Origin of the sequence: Sphaerisporangium rufum, from assembly GCF_016863395.1 — a bacterium.
Taxonomy (GTDB): domain Bacteria; phylum Actinomycetota; class Actinomycetes; order Streptosporangiales; family Streptosporangiaceae; genus Sphaerisporangium; species Sphaerisporangium rufum.
Genome location: NZ_BOOU01000083.1, coordinates 1 through 21,712 on the forward strand (window position 1 = coordinate 1; position 21,712 = coordinate 21,712).

General features: G+C 75.3%; 18 protein-coding genes. 10 read left to right on the forward strand and 8 right to left on the reverse strand.

From position 1 onward, the window contains the following. Positions 1–213: 213 nt before the first annotated feature. Positions 214–2,079, forward strand: coding sequence for an aminotransferase class I/II-fold pyridoxal phosphate-dependent enzyme (locus Sru01_RS29225; protein ID WP_203992276.1), 1,866 nt, complete (start codon positions 214–216; stop codon positions 2,077–2,079). 18 nt (positions 2,080–2,097) lie between these two features. Here the strand turns inward: Sru01_RS29225 and Sru01_RS29230 are convergent, their stop codons facing one another. After that, a complete protein-coding gene (locus Sru01_RS29230) occupies positions 2,098–3,027 on the reverse strand; it encodes a DMT family transporter (RefSeq protein ID WP_203992278.1) in 930 nt (309 codons plus the stop codon). Between the two features lie 205 nt (positions 3,028–3,232). On the opposite strand from Sru01_RS29230, the gene Sru01_RS29235 reads away from it, so the two are divergent. Next, on the forward strand, positions 3,233–4,030 hold the full coding sequence (locus Sru01_RS29235) for an SDR family oxidoreductase (protein WP_239137832.1): 798 nt from the start codon (positions 3,233–3,235) through the stop codon (positions 4,028–4,030). A gap of 286 nt (positions 4,031–4,316) precedes the next feature. On the opposite strand, the gene Sru01_RS29240 is transcribed toward Sru01_RS29235, so the two are convergent. Further along, entirely contained in the window at positions 4,317–4,877 is a 561-nt protein-coding gene (locus Sru01_RS29240) for a hypothetical protein (protein WP_203992282.1), read from the reverse strand. Positions 4,878–4,923: 46 nt separating this feature from the next. After that, on the reverse strand, positions 4,924–5,511 hold the full coding sequence (locus tag Sru01_RS29245) for a DUF5709 domain-containing protein (RefSeq protein ID WP_203992284.1): 588 nt from the start codon (positions 5,509–5,511) through the stop codon (positions 4,924–4,926). A gap of 373 nt (positions 5,512–5,884) precedes the next feature. Here Sru01_RS29245 and Sru01_RS29250 point away from each other — a divergent pair, with 373 nt between their 5' ends. The 4 genes from Sru01_RS29250 (at position 5,885) to Sru01_RS29265 (ending at position 14,726) form a co-directional block, all read left to right on the forward strand. Next, positions 5,885–6,454 (forward strand): hemerythrin domain-containing protein, encoded by a 570-nt coding sequence (locus tag Sru01_RS29250; RefSeq protein WP_203992286.1) that lies wholly within the window; start codon positions 5,885–5,887, stop codon positions 6,452–6,454. Between the two features lie 161 nt (positions 6,455–6,615). Continuing rightward, on the forward strand, positions 6,616–9,777 hold the full coding sequence (locus Sru01_RS29255; protein WP_203992288.1) for an ATP-dependent helicase: 3,162 nt from the start codon (positions 6,616–6,618) through the stop codon (positions 9,775–9,777). A gap of 151 nt (positions 9,778–9,928) precedes the next feature. Beyond that, positions 9,929–13,300 (forward strand): ATP-dependent helicase, encoded by a 3,372-nt coding sequence (locus Sru01_RS29260; protein ID WP_203992290.1) that lies wholly within the window; start codon positions 9,929–9,931, stop codon positions 13,298–13,300. Between the two features lie 154 nt (positions 13,301–13,454). Continuing rightward, positions 13,455–14,726: an ATP-binding protein gene (locus tag Sru01_RS29265; protein WP_203992292.1), complete on the forward strand. Its 1,272-nt coding sequence runs from the start codon at positions 13,455–13,457 to the stop codon at positions 14,724–14,726. A 164-nt stretch (positions 14,727–14,890) separates the two neighbouring features. On the opposite strand, the gene Sru01_RS29270 is transcribed toward Sru01_RS29265, so the two are convergent. Then, a complete protein-coding gene (locus Sru01_RS29270) occupies positions 14,891–15,982 on the reverse strand; it encodes a hypothetical protein (RefSeq protein ID WP_203992294.1) in 1,092 nt (363 codons plus the stop codon). Between the two features lie 249 nt (positions 15,983–16,231). Between Sru01_RS29270 and Sru01_RS36490 the strand changes: the two genes are divergently transcribed. The 4 genes from Sru01_RS36490 (at position 16,232) to Sru01_RS29290 (ending at position 17,822) form a co-directional block, all read left to right on the forward strand. After that, positions 16,232–16,423 carry a ClpX C4-type zinc finger protein gene (locus tag Sru01_RS36490; RefSeq protein ID WP_203992296.1) on the forward strand — a complete coding sequence of 64 codons (192 nt, stop codon included), beginning with the start codon at positions 16,232–16,234 and terminating at the stop codon, positions 16,421–16,423. Beyond that, on the forward strand, positions 16,342–16,602 hold the full coding sequence (locus Sru01_RS29280; protein WP_203992424.1) for a hypothetical protein: 261 nt from the start codon (positions 16,342–16,344) through the stop codon (positions 16,600–16,602). Before Sru01_RS36490 ends, Sru01_RS29280 begins: the two co-directional genes overlap by 82 nt. 176 nt (positions 16,603–16,778) lie before the next feature. Then, a complete protein-coding gene (locus tag Sru01_RS29285; protein WP_239137833.1) occupies positions 16,779–17,240 on the forward strand; it encodes a helix-turn-helix domain-containing protein in 462 nt (153 codons plus the stop codon). 21 nt (positions 17,241–17,261) lie between these two features. Then, positions 17,262–17,822 (forward strand): PIN domain-containing protein, encoded by a 561-nt coding sequence (locus Sru01_RS29290; protein WP_203992298.1) that lies wholly within the window; start codon positions 17,262–17,264, stop codon positions 17,820–17,822. A 41-nt stretch (positions 17,823–17,863) separates the two neighbouring features. Here Sru01_RS29290 and Sru01_RS29295 read toward each other — a convergent pair whose 3' ends face one another. From Sru01_RS29295 to Sru01_RS29310, 4 genes are all read right to left on the reverse strand, one after another. Beyond that, a complete protein-coding gene (locus Sru01_RS29295; RefSeq protein ID WP_239137834.1) occupies positions 17,864–18,292 on the reverse strand; it encodes an NUDIX domain-containing protein in 429 nt (142 codons plus the stop codon). Between the two features lie 17 nt (positions 18,293–18,309). Next, complete coding sequence (locus tag Sru01_RS29300) at positions 18,310–18,810, reverse strand: MerR family transcriptional regulator (protein WP_203992302.1); 501 nt, start codon at positions 18,808–18,810, stop codon at positions 18,310–18,312. A gap of 16 nt (positions 18,811–18,826) precedes the next feature. Then, positions 18,827–19,846, reverse strand: a complete 1,020-nt coding sequence (locus Sru01_RS29305; RefSeq protein WP_203992305.1) for an MDR family NADP-dependent oxidoreductase — start codon at positions 19,844–19,846, stop codon at positions 18,827–18,829. Between the two features lie 130 nt (positions 19,847–19,976). Next, complete coding sequence (locus Sru01_RS29310; protein WP_203992308.1) at positions 19,977–21,323, reverse strand: glycosyltransferase family 39 protein; 1,347 nt, start codon at positions 21,321–21,323, stop codon at positions 19,977–19,979. Between the last annotated feature and the right edge of the window lie 389 nt (positions 21,324–21,712).

Sequence of the window (21,712 nt, forward strand, 5' to 3'; positions counted from 1 at the left end):
CCCCGGGGTCCGGCCGCTCGCCACCCGGCGAGGCGGTCCGGTGGCCCGGAAATTGGCCTGTGGATTGGACCTTTCTCTGGACCGGTGAAGTTGGCACATTGGACGGGTCGGGTGCGGGCCCGCCGGCCGGTGAGCCCGACCCGCCCCGGCCCGCCGCCCGGCGGGCCCGGCGACACGTGGCCGGTGGCGGCCGGTGAAGGCTGGTGGAGCTTCATGATCAGGCAGGATGTCGCCGAACCGGTCGCCCGATCGACCCCCGAACCGTTGACCGAACCGGCCGCCGAGCCGCTCGCCCGATCGACCCCCGAACCGTTGACCGAACTGGCCACCGAGCCGCTCGCCCGATCGACCCCCGAACCGTTGACCGAACCGGCCACCGAGCCGCTCGCCCGATCGACCCCCGAACCGGTGACCCAACCGGGCACCCGGTCGATCGCCGAACCGGCCGGCGAACCGTTCGCGACGCCGGTCGTTCGGTCGACCACCGAACCGTTCGCGGAGCCGGTCGCCCGATCGACCGCCGAGCCGGTCGCCGGCCCGCGCCGGCCGGTGGCGCCCGGACCGGCGGTCCCGGCGGCCGGCGGGACGCCCGCCCTGGCCTCCCGGCTGGACCGGGCCGACAGCGAGGTCATCGCCGCGTTCGCCGGCTGGGCCGCCGGCACCGGCCCGCTGCACCGCCGGCTGGCGACCGGCATCCGCCGGGCCATCGAGAACGGCGCACTGCTGCCCGGCGAGCGGCTGCCGGCCGAGCGGCGGCTGGCGGGCGCGTTACGGCTCAGCCGCACCACCGTCGTCACCGCGTACGAGACCCTGCGCGGCGCCGGCCTTATCGAGAGCCGCCAGGGGAGCGGCACCCGGGTCGCCGACGGGCCGCCGCCCCGCCCGGCCCGGCTGGCCGGGCGGATCCCCGGCGGCAGCGCCACCGAGATCTTCGAGCACCTCATCGACGGGCCGAGCGAGCTGATCTCGCTGTCCTGCTCGGCCGAGGGGGCGGTGCCCGAACTGCGCACCGCGCTGCGCGAGCTGGCCCGCGGCGACCTCACCGCGCTGCTCGCCGACCCCGGCTACCACCCGGCGGGCCTGCCGGAACTCCGCGACGAGATCGCCGCGCACCTCACCCGCGGCGGCCTGCCCACCGCCCCCGGCCAGATCCTGGTCACCACCGGCGCCCAGCAGGCGCTCGTCCTGGTCGCCGAGCTCTACCTGCGCCCCGGCCTGGCCGTGCTCGCCGAGACGCCGAGCTGGCCGTCCTCGCTGGACATCTTCCGGTCCCGGCACGCCGGCATCCGCACCGTGCCGCTGGACGGCGAGGGCGCCGACGCGGTCGCCGTGGCCGCGGCGCTGGCCGCCGCACCGCCCGCCCTGATCCACCTGATGCCGACCTATCACAACCCCACCGGCGTGCTGATGTCGGCGGCGCGCCGCCGCCGGATCGCGGAGATCGCCGCCCGGCACGACGTCCCGATCATGGAGGACAACGCCTACGACGCGCACACCGCCGGCGATGGGATCCCGGCCCCGCTGGCCGCGTACGCGCCGCGCGGCGCCGAGGTGCTGTCGGTCGGCTCGCTGGCCAAGAGCGTGTGGGCCGGCCTGCGGATCGGCTGGGTACGCGGCCCGGCCGGCGTCATCGGCAGGCTGGCCCGCCGCAAGGCCCTGGCCGACGTCGGCAGCCCGGTCCTGGACCAGGCGCTGGCCGCCCGGCTGCTCCCGCGGCTGCCCGAGATCGGCGCCGCTCAGGCCCCGGCCCGCGAAACGCGGCTCGACCTGGTAGAACGGCTGCTGCGCGACCGCATCCCCGGCTGGCGGTGGCGCCGCCCGGACGGCGGCACCGGCCTGTGGGTCGAGCTGCCCGGCGTGCGCGCCGCGGAGTTCGCCCAGGTGGCGCTCCGGCACGGCGTCGAGGTGGTGCCCGGCGGCACCACCGATCCGCACGGCGGCCACCAGAACTTCATCCGGGTGCCCTACACGTTCCCGCCCGAGGTCATCGGCCGGCTGGTGGACCGGCTGGCCGCCGCCTGGGTGGAGATCTCCCGGCACGGCCCCATCGACCCTGGCCCCGACGCCCTGATCCGCTGACCGCGAACCGTCCCCCGGTCACCGGCCGCGCAGGCCGAGGGCCAGGCCGGCCGCGACGATGGCGGTCCCGGCGAGTTCCGCCACGGCCGGGGTCCCGGTGCCGAGCAGCAGTCCCGCGACGACCGCGCCGGCCGGCAGGAACCCGGAGAACAGCCCGGCGCGGTCGGCGCCCAGCCGGTGCAGCGCGTCGTACCAGCAGAAGAACGCGAACGCGGTGACCACCAGGGCCAGGTAGCCGAGCGCCGCGGCCTCCGCCACCGCCGGCACCCGCAGTGCGGCGGGGCCGTCGGCCGCGTACCCCATGGCGAGCAGCAGCGGCACCGCCGCGACCGTCGTGTACGCCGCCACCCGGACCGCGCCCAGCCGGGGGAGCAGCGGGACGGCGAGCAGCGAGAACGCCACCTCGCACCCCAGCGCGCCGGCGGCGAGCAGCAGCCCGAGCGGCGAGCCGCCGCCGAACCCGGCGGCCACCGCCGCGCCGGCCGCGACCACCCCGGCGGCCAGGACGACCCGCGGGGACGGGCGCCGCCGCTCCAGCAGCGGCCCGGCCAGCGCCAGCACCACCGGCACCGCCGCGACCACGGTGCCGACCGCCGCCGGGTCGGCGTGCCGGGTGGACTCCACGACGAACGCGTTGAACGCCGCCAGGCCGGTCCCGGCCAGCAGGACGACCAGCGCGAGCTCCCGGCCGCCGAGCCGCAGGTGCGGCAGCCGCCGGGCCCGCATCACCGCCAGCAGCACCAGCGCGCCCAGCGCGTACCGCAGCGCCTGCCCGCCGTACAGCGGGTAGCGGTGCAGCACCGGGGCGACCGCGGTCAGCGTGCCCACGCAGAACATCGCGGTCGCCGCCGCGACCGCTCCGCGCCACCGATCCCATGCTCCGGCCGCCGGCACCGCGCCCGGCGCGGTCGCGCGCGCCGGGCGCCGCCAGGGCAGGGTCACCGGCATGCGGCCTCCTCTTCGTCCAGGTCATCGCACCCTTCGCCGATCATGCTGGCAGCGCGGCACCGGCCGGGACAGGGCCACCCGCGGCGGGATTGGCCTCCCTTTCCGGTCCGGTTTGCCGTCGAGGCGGCCGGGTAACCGGCCGGGCATGGGAGAGCAGCAGACACCACCTGGCCAGACGCAGTCATATCCCGGGCACACCGGGAAGATGGACCCCGAACCCCGCGACGAGATGCGCGACTACACCGGCCGTGACCTGCTCGCCGGCAAGCGCGCCCTGATCACCGGCGGTGACTCCGGCATCGGCCGCGCCGTCGCGGTCGCCTTCGCCAAGGAGGGCGCCGACGTCGCCATCGCCTACCTGTCCGAGCACGACGACGCCGAGCACACCCGCAAGCTGGTCGAGCAGGAGGGGCGCCGCTGCGTGACCATCCCCGGCGACCTGGCCTCCGTGGAGCAGTGCGAGCGCGTCGTGCGGGAGACCGTCGAGCAGCTCGGCGGGCTGGACGTGCTGGTCAACAACGTGGCCACCCAGTCGCCGGTCGACTCGCTGGAGGAACTGGACGACGAGCAGTGGACGCGGACGTTCGACGTCAACATCCACAGCTACTACCGGGTCACTCGGGCCGCGCTGCGGCACCTGCCGCGCGGCGGGGCCATCGTGAACACCTCCTCGATCAACGGGCTGCGCGGCAACAAGACGCTGATCGACTACTCGGCGACCAAGGGCGCCATCAACGCGCTCACCTACTCGCTGGCCCAGACGCTGGTGGACCGCGGCATCCGGGTCAACGCGGTCGCCCCCGGCCCGGTGTGGACGCCGCTCATCCCGGCCACCTTCCCGGATGCCAAGGTGGAGGAGTTCGGCGCCCAGGTCCCGATGGGCCGGCCGGCCCACCCCGACGAGATCGCCCCGTCGTACGTCTTCTTCGCCGCCGAGCGGCTGTCCTCGTACTACACCGGCGAGGTCCTCGCTCCCATCGGCGGCGAGACCCTCCCCGGCTGAGGTCCGTCGCCGGGGACCCGGTATCCGGGGAGCGCCGGCGGCACCATCACGGCCGGCCGCCGTCCAGGTGCGGGCGGCGGCCGGCCGTCCCGCCCGGACCGCCCGCGGTCGCGCCGCGGAGACGCGAAAAGGGGGGCCGGAGTCGATCCGGCCCCCCTTCCAGGTGTGGCACCGCCGGCCAGGGCGACGTGGTCGCGGGCGTCCACCGGAACCGGTTCCCCGGCGATGGCGTGGTACCTCGTCCGCGGCGGCTCAGAGAATGGGGCGGCTCAGGGGATGGTACGGCTCAGGGGATGGCACGGCCGGTGGCCTCGCCGGGGAGGTAGCCGCCGTCACCCTGGTCGGTGCGGCCGGACCCGCCGTCCGGGTCGTCCTCGTCGGAGGGCACCCACTCCACTCCGGCGCCCACGTGTCCCGCCGACGGCGGCGGGGCGCGCTCCGGAAGCGGGCCGTCGTCCTCGGGGACGCCACCCTGCACCGGCCCCCGCGCGCGGCGGCCGGCGTCGGGGTTGTCGCGCGGCCCGGCGACCTCGTCCGGGACCGGGCGCGGGCTCGGCCCGGCGGTCTCCACGTGCCCCTCGATCTCGTCGGTCCGGGCGCCGACCGCCTTTTCGTCCGAGCCGGCGCTCTCCGGCCACTCGTCGTCGCGCCCGGTGACGTACCCCATCTCGCTGGACCAGCCGCCCTTGGGGGCCGCGTCGTCCCGCGGGTCGCCGCCCGGGTGGGCGTTGGACCCGCGCGTCGACGCCGGGCCGATGTCCCCGCCCATGTCGTGCAGGCCCGCGTCGAAGGTCGTGCCCTCGCGCCGCCGCCGCTCCCTGTCGCGGTCGTCGTCCGATCCGGTCATGGTGCCTCCCGCAGCTCTCGTCCGTTCCGTCGTGGCCGGCCGGCCCTCACTCCGGCTCCACCCGCATGGCGGCCTCCTCGGCGGTGTAGCCGCCGCCGTCCGGGCCGACCTCCCGGGCGACCAGGTCCGGCTCGGTGTCGGTCCGGACGCCCTCGTCCGGGTCCACCAGCCGGCCCGCCGGGCGCGGGTCGTCCCACACGGTGCCGGAAGGCTCCTCCGGCTGGGCCGCCCAGCCGTCGGCCACGTCGTCGTCCGGCTGCGGGCCGGTGTCCAGATCGGCACCGACACCCAGCCCGTTCTCGGCGTCCTCGCCGGTCCCGGCGCCGTAGCCCTCAGGGTCGGCGTCCACGTCGGAGACCTCGGCGCCGCCGGTGGCATCGGAGGCCGGGCGCGGGGGCTCCGCCACCCCGAAGACCGGCTCCTCCTCGGGGACCTCCCGCCGGAGGCGGCCCTCCAGCGGCTCGCCCTGGATCTGCTCCTCGACCGTCGTGCCGAAGTCGTCCACCGCGACCGGACGGTCGGCGGGCAGCGGCGCCTCCTGCGGGTCGACCGCCAGCTGCTGCCCGGGCGTGCCGTCCTGCAGGTCGGGGATGCCCTCGTCCTCGAACCGGGAGTGCGGGTCGTGCTCGCTCATCGCCGCGTCCTTCCTGTGTATCGGTCCTGCCGGAGGAGCCCCGGATCCCCGCTGCCGGCGACGCCGCGCCTGGCGGGGGTGGGACGCCGTGCGGCGCTTCCCGTCGTCCTCAGGTCCATCCCGCCCTACCCATGCGTCCTGCCCGAAACCTGCCGCTCCCCGGCCGGGTCGCCGCTGGTCGGAGCCGTTCACCTTCCGCGCCACCGTCCAGGCCGCCCGGCCTTTTGCCGGGTTTATGGATGCGGCTTTGATCACCATTGCGTGGTCGTCCCTAACGTGACGAGTACGGGCCGGGCGGCGCGGCGTCGATCGCCGCCCGGCCCGCCCCGGCCGCGGCGCCGGGCCGCCGCCGGTCATGTCCGAGGAGCGCACGGTGGAAACTCGAGAAGACATCATCTCCGTGCTGGTCACCGACCACCGGGACGCCGAGGAGGTCTTCGGCCGGCTGGAGGTCCTCCAGGCGGCCGGCGACGGCGAGGCGAAGGCGCTGGCCGAGCGGATGCTCGCCGGGCTGGCCCGCCACGCGGCGGCCGAACGCGAGCACCTCTATCCGGCCGTCCGGCAGCACGTGGCCGGCGCCGGTCCGCTGGTCGACCAGGAACTCATCGGGCACGCCGAGATCGAGCGGACCATGAAACGCCTGGCGCGCCTGTCCCCGTCGGACGCCGACTTCTGGCCCGCCCTGGGGCTGCTGATGACCCAGGTCCGCGAGCACGTCCGCGGGCAGGAGAGCGACCTGTTCCCGCGGCTGCGCGCCGCCTGCCCGCAGGAGCGGCTGGCGGAGCTGGGCGCCAAGGCGCGCCGGACCCAGCAGGCGGCGCCGTCCCGGGTGCGGCCGGCCCCCCAGGAGCGTCCGGAGGCCCGCCCGGCGACCGGTCCGGCCACCGGGCCGCTGGACCGGGTCCGTGCCTTCTTCGGCCGGCGCGGCAAACATCACGCCTGACCGCCGGACCCGCCCCACCTGGGGTGGCGGCCCGGAACCGTGATCGACACGGGGACCGGCGCGGCCGAGTCGGCACGATCTACCGGTGTGGTCTGGTGGAATAGCGTGTTGTGAGTGGTCGGACCTACCGCCTGGTGCGCACGGGAGCCGGGGGGCACGCGATGCCTCCGGTCCTGGACGAGCACCAGCGCGCGGTGGTGCGCCACGAAGGCGGGCCGCTGCTGGTGCTGGCCGGGCCGGGCACCGGAAAGACCACCACGATCGTCGAGAGCGTCGTCGACCGGGTCGAGCGGCGCGGCACCGACCCCGAGCGGGTGCTGGTGCTCACCTTCAGCCGCAAGGCGGCCGAGGAGCTGCGCGAGCGTATCACCGCGCGCATGCGCCGCACCACGCGCACGCCGCTGGCCCTCACCTTCCACAGCTACGCCTACGCCCTGCTCCGCCGCGAGGCGGTGCTGGCCGGTGACCAGCCGCCCCGGCTGCTCACCGGACCCGAGCAGCTGCTGGAGATCCGCCGCCTGCTGCACGGCGAGCTGGAGGACGGCGCGCCGGGGTGGCCGCCGCAGCTGCGCGAGGCGCTGAAGACCCGCGGGTTCGCCGAGGAGCTGCGCGACCTGCTGGCCCGGGCCGCCGAGCGGGGCCTGTCCGGCGACGACCTGGTCGCCCTCGGCCGCGAGCACGGCCGGCCCGACTGGCTGGCCGCCGGCCGGTTCGCCCACCGGTACGCCGACCGGTTCGACCTCGACCCCTCGCCCGCGCTCGACTACGCCGACCTGATCGGCGCCGCCGCCGGGCTGCTCTGCGACGAGCAGGTGCGCCGCCGCGAGCGCGCCGCCTACGACGCGGTCTTCGTGGACGAGTACCAGGACACCGACCCGGCGCAGGAGGCCCTGCTGCGCCACCTGGCCGGGGACGGCCGCGACCTGGTGGCGGTCGGCGACCCCGACCAGTCGATCTACGGCTTCCGGGGTGCGGACGTGCGCGGCATCCTGCACTTCCCGCAGCGGTTCCGCACCTCCGCCGGCCACCCGGCGCCGGTCGTCCCGCTGCGGATCTGCCGGCGGGCCGGCGCGGGCCTGCTGGCCGCCACCCGCCGGGTCGCCGCCCGGCTGCCGGTCCCGCCCTCCGTGCCCGGCGCCGGCCGGTCCGAGGGGCACCGCGAGCTGCTGCCCGCGGCCGGGCTGCCCGATGGCGAGGTCCGGGTGCTGCTCGCCGACAGCGAGAACCAGGAGGCCGCGGTGGTGGCCGACACGCTGCGCCGGGCGCACCTGCTGGACGGGGTGCCCTGGTCGCGGATGGCGGTGCTGGTCCGCTCGGCCGGCCGCCAAGTCCCCATGCTGCGCCGCGCGCTGGTCACCGCGGGCGTCCCGGTGACCGTGGACGGCGACGATCGGCCGCTGATCGAGCAGCCCGGGGTCCGCACCCTGATCACGCTGCTGCGGGTGGCGCTGCACCCCGCCCTGCTGGACGTGGCGACGGCCGAGGAGCTGCTCACCGGGCCGGTCGGCGGCACCGACGCGGTCGGCGTGCGCCGGCTGCGCCGCGCGCTGCGGGTCGCCGAGCTGACCGCCGCCGCCGTGGCCGCCGACGACGGCACGCTGCCGATGCCGCCGCGCTCCTCCGACCGGCTGCTGGTGGCCGCGGTGCGCGACGCGCGCGAGCTGGTCCCGGTGGAGGAACACGTCGCCGCGCCGGCCGCCCGGGTCGCCGCGCTGCTCGGCGTCGCCCGCGAGTCGGTGGACCGCGGCGACACCCCCGAAGAGGCGCTGTGGGCGGTCTGGCAGGCGTCCGGGCTGGCCGAGCGCTGGACGGACGCGAGCCTGGCCGGCGGGGTCCGCGGCGCCCAGGCCGACCGGGACCTGGACGCGGTGGTCGCGCTGTTCGACCAGGCCGCCCGGTTCGCCGACCGGCTGCCGCACGCGGGCGTCGAGGTGTTCGTCGCCGACCTGGCCGCCCAGGAGATCGCCGCCAACACGCTGGCCGAACGCGCCCCGGAGGGGGAGACGGTGCGCGTGCTGACCGCGCACCGCGCCAAGGGGCTGGAATGGGACGTGGTGGTCGCGGCCGGGGTGCAGGAGGGCACCTGGCCCGACCTGCGGCTGCGCGGCTCGCTGCTCGGCGTGGACGACCTGGTCGAGCTGGCCGCCGGCGCGGCGCCCGCCGCCGGGGACGCCGCGGCCGCCTCGCTCGCCTCCAAGCTGCTCGCCGAGGAGCGGCGGCTGTTCTACGTGGCCGCCACCCGGGCCCGCCGCCTGCTGGTGGTCACCGCGGTCGGCGGCGAGGACACCGACGAGCGGCCGTCCCGGTTCCTGACCGAGCTGCTGCCCGGCGCCGCCGAGGACGCCGCCATCGACGAGCGGTCCCGCTGGCTGAGCATGTCCGCGCTGGTGGCCGACCTGCGCGCCGCGGTGTGCGACCCGGCGCGGCCCGAGCGGATGCGCCGGGCCGCCGCCGGCCACCTGGCCCGGCTGGCCGAGGCCGGCGTGCCCGGGGCGCACCCCGACGAGTGGTACGCCCTCACGTCCATCTCCGACGACCGGCCGCTGAGCTGGCCGGAGGACATCGTGCGGGTGTCGCCATCGGCGGTGGAGAGCTTCACCAAGTGCGGGTTGCGCTGGCTGCTGGAGACCGCCGTCGGCGCCTCGGGCACCGACATGTCCCGCAGCCTGGGCAGCGTCATCCACGCCATCGCGGTGCTCGCGGTCGCCGGCCAGGAGGGCGACGCGCTGGGCAAGCGGCTGGACGAGATCTGGGACGGCCTGGACTTCGGCGGCGTCTGGTTCAACCGCAAGCAGCGCAAGGTCGCCGAGGAGATGGTGGCCCGGTTCCTGGCCTGGCACCAGGAGAACGACCGCGAGCTGGTCGCCGTCGAGGAGGCGTTCGCCGCGACCGTCTCCGAGGGCGTGCAGATCCGCGGCCGGGTGGACCGGGTGGAGCGGGACGTCGCCGGCCGCGCGGTCATCATCGACATCAAGACCGGCACCGCCAAACCGGCCGACACCGAGCTCGCCCGCCACCCCCAGCTCGGCGTGTACCAGCTCGCCACCCTGCTCGGCGCGTTCGACCGGCACGGGCTGACCAGCCCGGGCGGCGCCGCGCTGGTCCAGGTCGGCAAGGCGGCGGGCAAGGCGGCCACGGCCAAGGAGCAGCGCCAGGGCGCGCTCGGCGAGGACGCCGAGCCCGGCTGGGCGCGGGAGCTGGTGGACACCGTGGCCACCGGCATGGCCGCCGGCGTGTTCACCGCCCAGGTCAACGACGGCTGCCGCACCTGCGCCGCCAAGGCCAGCTGCCCGGTCAACGACAACGGGGGCCAGGTGTGCTGACCACCGGACGGACCACCCGGCCGGGTGCGGGCGGCCCCGGAAGTGCCGGGCGCGGGCGTCCGGCGACCGGCGGCGGGACGCCCGCGCCGGGCCGGAGTCGTACCGGTGGCCCGGCCGGCGCCGGGACGCCGCGGGCGATCGGGGCGCGCGGATGCTAGGCGCGCCCGACGCCGGCGCCGGGACGGCGCCTCCCGCCGGGGCGGCCCGGCCGGCGCCGCTGGGCGCCGCCGAGCTGGCCGGCCGGCTCGGCATCCCGCCGCCGACCGCCGAGCAGGCGGCGGTCATCGAGGCGCCGCTCGGGCCGATGGTGGTGGTCGCCGGCGCCGGCTCCGGCAAGAGCGAGACCATGGCCGGCCGGGTCGTCTGGCTGGTCGCCAACGGCCTGGTCCGCCCCGAGCGGGTGCTCGGCCTGACGTTCACCCGCAAGGCGGCCGCCGAGCTGGCCGCCCGGGTGCGCAAGCGGCTCACCCGGCTCATCGAGGTCGGGCTCGCCCCGGCCGAGTTGCTGGACACCGAGCCCACCGTCTCCACCTACCACGCCTACGCCGCGCGGCTGCTCACCGACCACGCGCTGCGCGAGGCGCTGGAGCCGACCATGCGGCTGATCAGCCCGGCCGTCGCCTGGCAGCTCGCCGCCCGGGTGGTCGGCCGGTACGACGGGCCGATGGACCGGGTTGAGCTGGCCCCGCCGTCGGTCACCGCCGCGGTCATCGAGCTGGCCGGGGAGCTGGCCGAGCACCTGCGCACCCCCGACGAGGTGCGGCAGCTCGGCCACTGGCTGGACGAGCGCTTCGCCCGGCTCGGCGGCCGGCCGGTCCTGGCCCAGCAGCGGCCGCTGCGCACCCAGGACGTCCGCGAGCAGTTCCTGCCGCTGGTGGAGGCCTACGGCCGGTTGAAGCGCAGCCGCGAGGTCATCGACCACGGCGACCAGATGGCGCTGGCCGCCCGGATCGCCGACCGGCATCCGGAGGTCGGCGCCATCGAACGCGGCCGGTTCTCCGTCGTGCTGCTGGACGAGTACCAGGACACCAGCCACGCGCAGCTCGTCCTGCTGCGCGCCCTGTTCGGCGGCGGCCACCCGGTGACCGCGGTCGGCGACCCCTGCCAGTCCATCTACGGCTGGCGCGGCGCATCCTCGGGCAACCTGAAGCGGTTCGTCGGCGACTTCCCGGCGGCCGACGGCTCGCCCGCCCCCGTCCGCCGCCTGTCGGTGAGCTTCCGCAACGGCGAGAAGATCCTCGACGTCGCGGCCCGGGTGCAGGTGCCGCTGCGCGCCGAGGCCGGCGAGGTGCCCGTGCTGACCGCCGGCGCCGGCCGGGTGGCGCGCGGCCGGGTGCGCTGCGCGTTCCACGAGACCGCCGAGGACGAGGCGGCGTGGATCGCCGACGGCGTGGCCGGGCTGCTCGGCCGGGAGGTCGCCCCGGACGGCCTGCCGTGGGGCGAGGGCGAGCGGGACAAGGTCCGCGAGAAGGTCAGGGCGGCGGGCGCCTGGGGCGGCCCGGCGGCGCTGCAGCCGCAGGACGTGGCGATCCTGGCCCGCAAGCGTGCCCAGTTCCCGGCGCTGCGCCGGGCGCTGACCGCCCGCGGCGTGCCGGTCGAGGTGGTCGGCCTCGGCGGCCTGCTCACCGTGCCGGAGGTCGCCGACATCGTCGCGACCCTGCGGGTGCTGTACGAGCCGACGGCCGGCGACGCGCTGGTCCGGCTGCTGGCCGGGCCGCGCTGGCGCATCGGCCCGGCCGACCTGAAGGTGCTCGGCGACCTGGCCCGGGAGCTGACGGTCGCGACCCGTGGCGGGCCGCGGACCGCCGACCCGCTGGAGCAGGTCGTCGCGGACATGGCCGAGGAGCGCGGCAGCCTGGTCGACGCGCTGGACGAGCTGCCCGAGCGGCCGGAGTGGCTGGCGGGTTTCTCCACGCTCGCCCGCGAGCGGCTACCCCGGCTGGCGCAGGAGCTGCGCGTGCTGCGGGCGCACGCCGGCCAGCCGCTGCCCGACCTGATCGGCGAGGTGGAGCGGCGGCTCGGCCTGGACGTCGAGGTGGCCGCGCGCGGCGGGGGCCCGCTGACCGCCCGGGCCGACCTGGACGCCTTCGCCGACGCCGCCTCCCGGTTCGCCGGCGACGCCGAGGACCCGACGCTCGGCGCGTTCCTCGCCTACCTGAAGGCGGCCGAGACCGAGGAGTTCGGCCTGGAGGCCGGCCGGATCGGCGAGACCAACAGCGTCAAGCTGATGACCGTGCACGCCGCCAAGGGGCTGGAGTGGCCGGTCGTGATCGTCCCGGGGCTGTCCCAGGTGACCAGCAAGAAGGGCGGCCTGGCCAGGGGCAGCGTCTTCCCGGCGACCCCGGCGGTCAACTCCCGCTGGACGGAGAACCCGCGCAAGCTGCCCTACCCGCTGCGCGGCGACGGCGCCGACCTGCCGGTGCTGGCCGGCCTTGAGAAGGACGAGCTGGAGGCGTTCGACGAGGCGTGCCGCGAGCGTGACCTGCTGGAGGAGCGGCGGCTCGCCTACGTCGCGGTCACCCGCGCCCACTACCTGCTGATCGCCTCCGGGTACCGCTGGGGGCCGGCCACCCGGCCGCTGTCACCGTCGGACTTCCTGCTGGAGATCCGCGAGGTGTGCGGCGGCGCGGCGGTGTGGGCCCCGGAGATCGCCGAGGGCGCGGGCAACCCGCTGCTGGCCGAGCCGCCCGCCGCCCAGTGGCCGGCCGACCCCGACGACGCGCGCTACGCCGCGATCCGCGGCGGCGCCGACCTGGTCCTGGACGCCCTGGCCGGGGTGGACCCGGCCGGTGGCGAGCTCGCCGAGATCGTCGAGCCGCCGGTCAAGGGCTGGGAGCTGGAGCGGATGCGCGCCTGGACCCGAGACACCGAGCTGCTGCTGCGCGAGCGCGAGCAGGCCCGGCGGCGCGGCCGGGCCGTCGTCGAGCTGCCCGCCCGGCTGACGGTGTCCTCGCTGGTCACCCTGGCCGCCGAGCCGGCCGCGCTGGCCCGGCAGATCCGCCGCCCGCTGCCGCACCGCCCGGCGCCGCTGGCCCGCCGCGGCACCGCCTTCCACCGCTGGCTGGAGGGCCGGTGGGGCCAGCAGCGGCTGATCGACGACCTGGAGCTGCCGGGCGCCGCCGGCGACCTGTCGGAGACCGACCTGCAGCTCGCCGAGCTGCGGGACCGGTTCGAGGAGAGCACCTGGGCCCGGCTGCGGCCGGTCGACCTGGAGGTGCCGTTCGAGACGATGATCGGCGACCGGCTGGTCCGCGGCCGGATGGACGCCGTCTTCGCCGAGGGCGACGGATACGTGGTGGTCGACTGGAAGACCGGCGAGCGCCCCCGCGGCGCCGCCGCCCGCGCGGCGGGCGTCCAGCTGGCCGCCTACCGGCTGGCCTGGGCCGAGCTGGCCGGCGTCCCGGCGGACAAGGTCGGCGCCGCCTTCCACTACGTCCGCGCCAACCAGACCGTCCGCCCGGTCGACCTGCTCGACGCCTCCGGCCTGCGCGGCCTCATCTACTCCGTCCCCGAGACCTACTGATCCCGCTCCCGGCCCGCCGCCTTCGAAGCGGCGGACGATCACGGAACCCTGCCGCATGAATCGCGGAAGACCAGCTGGTGAATCGCGGAAGAAGTCAGATCAGAAAAGAGGATTCAGCTGCGGAGAATGCGGAACCATCTCGTAGGATCGCAGCATGGACCGCGAACTCACCGGACTGGCGCACCGCCACCTCACCGGTGTGATCAAGGAGCGGCTGGCGGAGGAGCCGGTGCTCGTCCTCAACGGTCCGCGCACGGTCGGGAAGAGCACCTTGCTCGCCGAACTGGCCCGCGACTTCGGCCGCCGGGTCCTCGACTGCGATGATCCCGCGACCCGGGCGGCTGTACGCAACGACCCGGGAAGGTTCATCGCCGGCCCCGACCCGGTCCTGATCGATGAGTACCAGCACGTGCCGGACCTCCTGCACGCCATCAAGGCCGAGTTGAACCGTGACCTGCGGCCCGGCAGGTACGTGCTGGCCGGCTCGACCCGTTACTCGACGCTGCCGGAGGCGGGGCAGGCTCTCACCGGGCGCGTCGACGTGATCCCGGTGCTGCCGTTGTCCCAAGGAGAGATCGACGGCAGGCCGGGCGGGCTCGTGCGGCGGCTGCTCGAAGGCGCACCGCCGCCGCCCGGATCCCAGCCGTCGGCGACGACCCGTGACGACTACGCCCGGCGGGTCGTCGCCGGCGGCATGCCCATCGCGCTGCGCCGGCCACCGGGACGGTCCCGGTCACGATGGTTCGCCAACTACGTGGATCTGGTCCTGGACCGCGATGTCCTGGAGATCACCAGGATCCGCCAGCGTGAGGTGCTGCCGCGCCTGCTCCGCCAGCTCGCCGCCCGGTCCGCGCAGGTGCTCAACATCGCGGCGGTGGCGCAAACGGTCGGTATGGAGAAGAGCACCGCCGAGAACTACATCCGCCTGCTGGAGGCGGTGTTCATGGTTCAGCGGATTCCGGCCTGGGGGACGACGTTGGGGTCCCGGGTGGCCCGCCACCCCAAGATCCACCTGGTGGACTCCGGAGTGATGGCGTGGCTGCTCGGCCTGTCGCCAGAGAAGATCGCTCAAGGTGATCCGGCGGTGTTGAGCGAGTACGGCCACCTGGTGGAGACGTTCGCGGTGGGGGAGATCCTCAAGCAGGTCAGCTGGTGGGACGGCCCGGTGACGGTGGGACACTTCCGAACCGTGGCCGGAGAAGAGATCGACCTGGTGCTGGAACGCGACGATGGCCAGGTCATCGCCTTCGAGGTGAAGGCGGGATCCCGGATTCACGGCGAGGATCTGCGCGGTTTCCGGGCGCTCAAGGAGCGATTGGGGGACCGCATGCGGATGGGCGTCATGCTCTACACCGGTGACTACGCTTACACCCACGAGGATGGTGTCACCGTCCTGCCCCTCGACACCCTGTGGACCGAAGCATGACCGCCTTCTTGGACGCCGACCCGGACGGCCCGCCGGCCGACCGCGGTGAGCCGGAGCGGATCCGGCTCACCGCCTGCCGGCCCGCCCGCCCGCCCGTGCGGCCGGCCCGGCAGGCGGCGGATCGCGGGCGACGGCCGCGATGACCGCGAGACGGCCATGCCGGTCTACGGGTTCGCCCGCGTTTTCAGCACCAGGCCGCGGGGGCCCGCCGCGTGGGCGGGATCCCAGCAGCGGGCGGGGTGGCGGGCGTCGTAGGCGAGGGCGGCCAGGGCCAGTGCCGGGCCCCAGACGAGGAAGGCCAGCGGCGGCAGCGCCCACAGGGGGTTCATCTGGTAGCCATCGACCACCATGCCGCCGGCGAAGAACTCCGGCAGGCCGCGGGACATGGACAGGCCGAACGCCGTCACGCCGACCGAGACGAGCCCGGCGCAGCCGACGGGGAAGGCGGGCGGCACCCGGCGGCCGGCGAGCCAGGGGATCCAGCGGGGGAAGATCTCGCCCCACGGCCGGATCAGGCCGACGGTCAGGATCGAGCCGCCGATGGCGAGGCCGGCCAGCACCAGCTCCATGATCATCGTGCCGTGGCCCGGATTGTTGGCGTTGATGGTGTCGAGGAACTCCGCCGGCACGCCGATCGGCACGCCGAACGCCCAGCCGATCCGGCTCGCCGCGTAAACCCACGGCGCGGCGATCGCCAGGTACGTCACCGGCCGGCCCCACCGCACGGCCCAGGCGCCGGGCGCGCCGGCGCCGTGCCGCCGTCCCGGGCCGTGCCCGCAGGCGGCGCAGGCGCCGCGGGTGGCCCGCGCGTAGCCGAGCGTCGCGGCCGCCCAGACCAGGCCGCCGACCAGCAGGACCAGGAAGTTCAGCGTCGGCGGGTCCGGCGGCCGGAAGAACGCGATGAAGCCGAGCGGCGGCAGGTACTTGATGGCCCGGGACTCCGGCAGCACCACGGCCAGCAGCGCGGCCAGCGTCCAGCCGAAGACCAGCAGGACCGGCCGCGGCCGGCGGACTCGGCGGGACATCGCCCAGCCCGCCGCCACTCCGGCCAGGCCGAGCGCCACGGTGACCGGTCCCAGCACCGGGGCGGTCGCCCCGGCCAGCAGCGCGCCGTCGTCGGCGGCCCGCGGATCGCCCGTGCCGAACGGGAACCACGCCCCGCCGGCCCACCAGTACAGGCCGAGCAGCGTGTAGACCGCCGCCCATCCGATCGCCGCGTACGCCGGCCAGCTCGTCCGGCGCCCGGGAATCCTCATCCGTCCGCTCCTCGGGGTGTGACGTCCGGCGCGCACCGCCGGAGCCAGCCCAGCATCGCCCGCCCGCCCGCCTGGCGGCCCCCCGCGCAGAGGGATCACCTTCCCCCGTACCGGGGAGCCGGCGGCGGCCCGGCGCGCCGGAACTCACGTGAAGGGGACGCTCGCCGGAGTTGTCAGGAACCGCCTGACGGATCAGGCTGCCGGGCATCCTGGCAGGAATCACCTGACCAACCGACCCGGGAGGACCATATGCCGGCCCCGTCGCTCGCCGACCAGGAGATCTACTGCTCGTTCTGCACGAAGCCCAAGACCGACGTGGCCGAGATGATCGCCGGGGCCGGTGTGCACATCTGCGACGAGTGCGTGGGCTGTGCGGCAGCATCCTTGACATCCCGGCACAGCCCGCGACCGGCGCGGAGATCCCCGGGCCGTACACCATGACCGGCGAGGAGATCCTCGAGTTCCTGCCGCGCGTCGCCGCCGTCGGCGCCCAGGTCGAGGCCAACCTGCGGGGCTGGGTGCAGCGGTTGCGGGACCGGCGGGTCACCTGGGCCAGGATCGGCGCCGCGCTGGGCATGACCCGCCAGTCCACCTGGGAGCGATTCTCCGGCGAGGAATGACCCGGTTCTCGCCCGCCTCCACGGGCGTATGCACGGCGCGCGAATGACCTGACCGGTCCGGCTCGATCGGCTTCAGGGGGGCGGGCGGCATGGTTGCCACGCCATGCCGTTTCGCGGGCGGGATCGGTGGTCATCGACCCGACCGTCGGTTACAGTTATTGCAGATAACCGACCTCTTGGAGACGATCATGCCCCGAACCAGCGTCCTAGCCCGTGTCACCCAGGTGGCGGCGGAGGAAGGCGATCGGGCGCTTCTCGCGCACGTCTCGGAGAGCTCGGTCGCTTCCTCCGAACTCGTGCTCCGCGTTGCGGATGGGGAAGATGTCGTGCTGCCGGAAGCGCTCCTCCGCCTGGTGTTCGCCGCTGCGCATGACCTCGCCAAAGGCGAGGCGATCCTCGCCATTCCGGTCGAGACCTGGCTGACTCCGAACGAGACGGCCCGACTGCTCGGATTGTCCCGGCCTTTCGTCGCTCGCCTGCTGGACGAGGGAGAGATCCCCGCTCGGCGGTTGCCCGACAGCAACCATCGTCAGGTGCGACTATCCGATGTCCTGGAGTTCCAGGCTCGCCGTGAACGGCGCGCCGAAGGCAATCGCAGGATCATGGAACTCGCCGAAGAGGCGAATCTTCCTTATTGATCTCGTGAAGGGTGCCGATCGGTGGCACGGGTCTTCGTCGACACCAACGTCCTGTTTCCGTTCTCGCTGATGGATCTCATGCTCACTCTCACCGAAGACGCGGTGCATACGCTGGTGTGGAGCGATCGCCTGCTCGAGGAATGGGAGCGCGTCATCGTTCGCGCCGGCCACCGCTCGGCCCTGGCCGCAGCGGGCATCACCGCCGAGATACGCCGAGTCTTCGCCGACACCCGGGTAGCCGAAGTGGACTACAAATATGTGCTCGACGAAGTCGATGGCCCGGACCTCGATGATCACCATCATATGGCCGCCGCCATCGCTGGACGTGTTCGGTATCTCGTGACATGGAATCGCACCGATTTCCCGGAATCGACCATGGGTAGCTACCAGATCACTGTCACCGACCCGGATAGCTATCTTTGCCGGTTACGCGAAGAGCATCCTGATGAGCTGGCGGCGGTGCTTGATCGCATGGCGGCACGTAAGCGGCGTCCACCCATGAGTGTTCCTGACCTTGTGGAGGCGCTCCGGCGGGCAGGCGTCCCCCGTTTCGCCGAGCAGGTTCGTTCCGGCCCCCGGTGAGGGTTTCACCGGACGAACGGTGCTCCCGAGGGTGGCGGGATTCACTGGGGGTCGAGGATGAGGGCGCGGTGGGAGTCCTGGAGGCCGGGCGGGAGGGCGTCGAGGGCGAACCAGGCGGCCTCCAGGATCTCCAGGGGATCGACGCGGAGGGTGCCGCCGACCGGTTCGGCGTCGTAGGCCACCTCCAGCCGGAGCCGGAAGCCGCTGCGCAGCCGGACCAGGCCGCGTACCTTCACCTCCAGGCCGGTCTCCTCGCGCACCTCGCGGGCGACCGTCTGCTCGAAGGTCTCGCCCGGTTCGGCGTACCCGGTGGGCAGGCCCCACGGGCGGCTCTCCGGCCAGAACCGGTGCCGCAGCAGCAGCACCCGGCCCTCGGCGTCGCGGACCACGCCGGTCACGCCGACCAGGAAGGTGGCGTGCCGCAGCCGCACGATCCGCCACTGCGCCGTGCCGCTCAACGAATGCCACATCCGGGCGGCGATCCGTTTCACCGGGCCACGCCGGCCGGTCGCGCCGCGGCAGGCACGGGGGCCGGCACGGCGGCCGGCACGGCGGCCGGCACGGAGGTCGGCACGGAGGTCGGTACGGCGGCCGGCATCGCGCCTGGTGCCGGGCCGGCCGGGGAGCCGGTCGTGCCGAGCCGGCCGGCCAGGCGGTCACGCAGCAGGGTGAGCCGGGCGATCTCGGCGTCCAGGGTGGCCAGCCGGCGCTCGGCCACCCCGCCGGGGCTGCTGCAGCCCGGCCCGCCGTACGGCGGCACCAGGCCGGCGAGCGCGTCGAGCCGGTCGGCGCATCCGGCGACGTCCTCCACGGTCAGCCCGTACGACAGCAGCTCGCGCACCACGCGCACCCGGGCCACGTCGGCCGGGCCGTACTCCCGCTGGCCGGTGCCGGTCCGCGCCGGCGGGGGAAGCAGCCCGCGCTGCTCGTAGAACCTCAGGGCCCGGGGGGTGGTGCCCGCTGCCGCCGCCGCCTCGCCGATCCGCACGCCGCCTCCAACGGTCCTACAGTCGAACCACGACCGTACCGAGATGGCGGCCGCCTATCACCTCCGGCAACGCCGCGGGCGCGCTTTCGATGCCCGCAAGCTCGACTCGCGGGAAGGTGATCTGCCCGGCGCGCAGCCACTCGCCGAACCGCGCCGGCCATTCCGCCCGGGTAGCGGGATCACCGGGGTTCGACACGCCGCGCATCTCGATCCGCTTGATGATGAACGGGAAGGTGTCCAGCTCGACCGGCGCGGTCCCGCCGTTCCCGTCCGGGGCGAGCTGCCCGGACAGCGCACCTACCAGGACGAACCGGGCGCCCGGCCGGGCCGCCGCCACCGCGGCCCGGAGCTGCTCGCCGCCCACGTTGTCCAGCAGCACGTCCACCCCGTCCGGCGCAAGCTTCGCCAGCTGCTCGCCGACCGGTCCGGCGCCGCGCACCACCACGGCGTCGTAGCCCAGCTCGGCGACCAGCCGTTCCGCCTTGTCCGCCGACCCGGTGCTGCCGATGACCCGGCCGGCGCCGAGCAGCCGGGCGATCTGCCCGGCCATCGACCCGACCGCCCCCGCGCCGCCGGTGACGAACACGGTGTCACCGGGACGCAGCCGGGCGTCGGTGACCAGCGCCGTGTACGCCGTGGCGCCCTGGGACAGGTGGGCGACCGGATCCGGCAGCGCGTCGCCGAGCGGCACGCACGCCTCGGCGGGCACGGCCGCGTACTCGCGCCAGCCCAGCCAGTGCGAGACCAGGTCCCCCGGACGCAGCTCGCCGCCGGCCGGCGCGGCCACCACCTCGCCGACGGTCGCGGCCGGTAGCGGGTCCCCGGGGTTCACCGGGGGCAGCGGCATGCCCTCGGCGCCGCCGATCAGCGTGCGCAGCGCGGCGGCGACGTGGAAGAACCGGTTGCGGACCAGGACCTCGCCCGCCCCCGGCTCCGGGAGCGGTGTCTCGGCGATGGTGAAATGTTCCGGCCCGGGCAACCCGTCCGGCCGGGCGGCCAGCCGGACCTCACGCGAGACGGACGGCGATGACGACATGAGAGCTCCTTCGCGACGACCGGCCGGCGATGGCCGGCCGCGGAGACGGTAACCCCTGACCCGCACGTCAGAGTCAAGCCCGTGCCATCGCCTGGCGTTCCGGCCATCGGGTCGGAGCACCGGGCGAGTGCTATCGGCTGGCGGGTGGAGGGCGTTCGAGGAGGAGGAGGGAGACGCCGCGCAGCGGCCAGGTCCTGGTCACGGTGAACCGTTCCGCCAGGAGTGTGTCGATCTTGGCGGCCATCGCGGGAGCCACTCCGTCCCGTGATGGCAGCCCGGTTCCCGGGCGGATGGCCCGCCCGAACTGGTTCCGGACGAGCCAGACCCGTTCCCCGGCCGCCTGGCCGGCCCGTCTCTCGGGTGGCATGGTCCCGTAGCGGGCCAGGCCCTGGCGGGCCCAGGGCACCAGGTAGACGATCTGGTCGCCGGTCCGGCGCTGTGCCGAGACGATCTCGGCGGCGGCGCGGTAGCTCATCTGGTGGCCCGGTTCGGTGCGTAGCAGGACCTGCTGCCGGGCGCCGAGCGCCACGGCCACGCCGAGCGCGGCCACCAGGACGGTCCGGGGCACGCGGGCCGCGCCCAGCCCGGCGAGCAGGGCGAAGGCGGGGGCGGCGAACAGGACGTACCTGGAGCTGTAGACCGGGGTGGCCAGGTGGGACACCGCGACCAGGACCGGCGTCGGCAGCACGCCCCAGACGACCAGCCCCGCGATGAAGCGCCGGGGCGGGGGCGCGCCGCGCCGCAGCAGGACCGCCGCCGAGGCCAGCCCGGTCAGGGCGACCGCCCAGCCGAGGAGGACGGCCGGCAGGTTTCCGGGCTCGGGCTGAGACTGCCAGCCGGTGATCGCGCTGCGGAACGGCACGATGTGCTCCCATCCCGGCGCCTTGAGCCAGTTCACCTGTCCCACCTGCCCGGCGGAGGCGGCCGCGACGGCGAGGGTGATCGGAGAACCCAGCGCCAGCCACGGCAGGCAGCGCCGGGAGATGACGAGATGGGCCGGGAGACACAACACCGCGAACAGGTGCGTGCAAGGCAGCAGCATGACGGAGACGACATAGCCCGCCCAGCGTCCCGTCTCCAGCGCCCGATGAAGGCACCAGAAGGAGAGCACGGCGGCGGCGACGGCCATCGTGTACGGCCGGGCCTCCTGCCCGAAGCGGGAGATCGCCGGCAGCAGGAGAAGGGTGACCCCGGCGACCGTGCCCGCGCGGGCACCGCCGAGCCTGCGGCCGAGGTCGGCGAGCAGTACGGTGGCGGCGGCCACCGCCAGGGCGGAGGGCAGCCGCAGCCACCAGTCGGCGGCGCCCGCCCGGGACCACACGTACATGAGCAGGTAGTACGGCAGGAAGACCGCATCACGGGTCTGGATCGTGTTCCACAGCGTGTCCCAGGAAGCCGTGGTCTGCGCGGTGGCGAGCTCGTCGGCCCACATGGACGGGCCCCAGGAGCCGGTGACCGTCAGCGCAAGCGCCAGCATCGGCAGGAGCAAGGGTAATCGCGCCGGGGAGAGGAACCTCCCGGCGAGCCCCCGGCCGGCCGGGCGCTCCCGGCGACGCCGGCGAGGCGGGTCCGCCGGACGAACTTCCAGAGCGGCTAAACCGGCCATCACCGGGTGATCTCGGTCTCAGGCCGCGACCGGCGGCCGGCGGGACCGTGGACGCGGACGGCGTCGACCGGGCGGTCGTGGATCGCCTTGAGCGGTGTTGCGGCATGCGCCGATGACATCCCGTCCCCCTTGCGTCGGGAGGACGGGCGCGCCGCGGAAGCCCGCGCGCACCGCGCACCGTGGCCGGACGCCCCCCAGGACGCGGCCGGCGGTGACGTTCCTCCGCCCGTACGAACCAGATCAGATGCAACGGGACGATC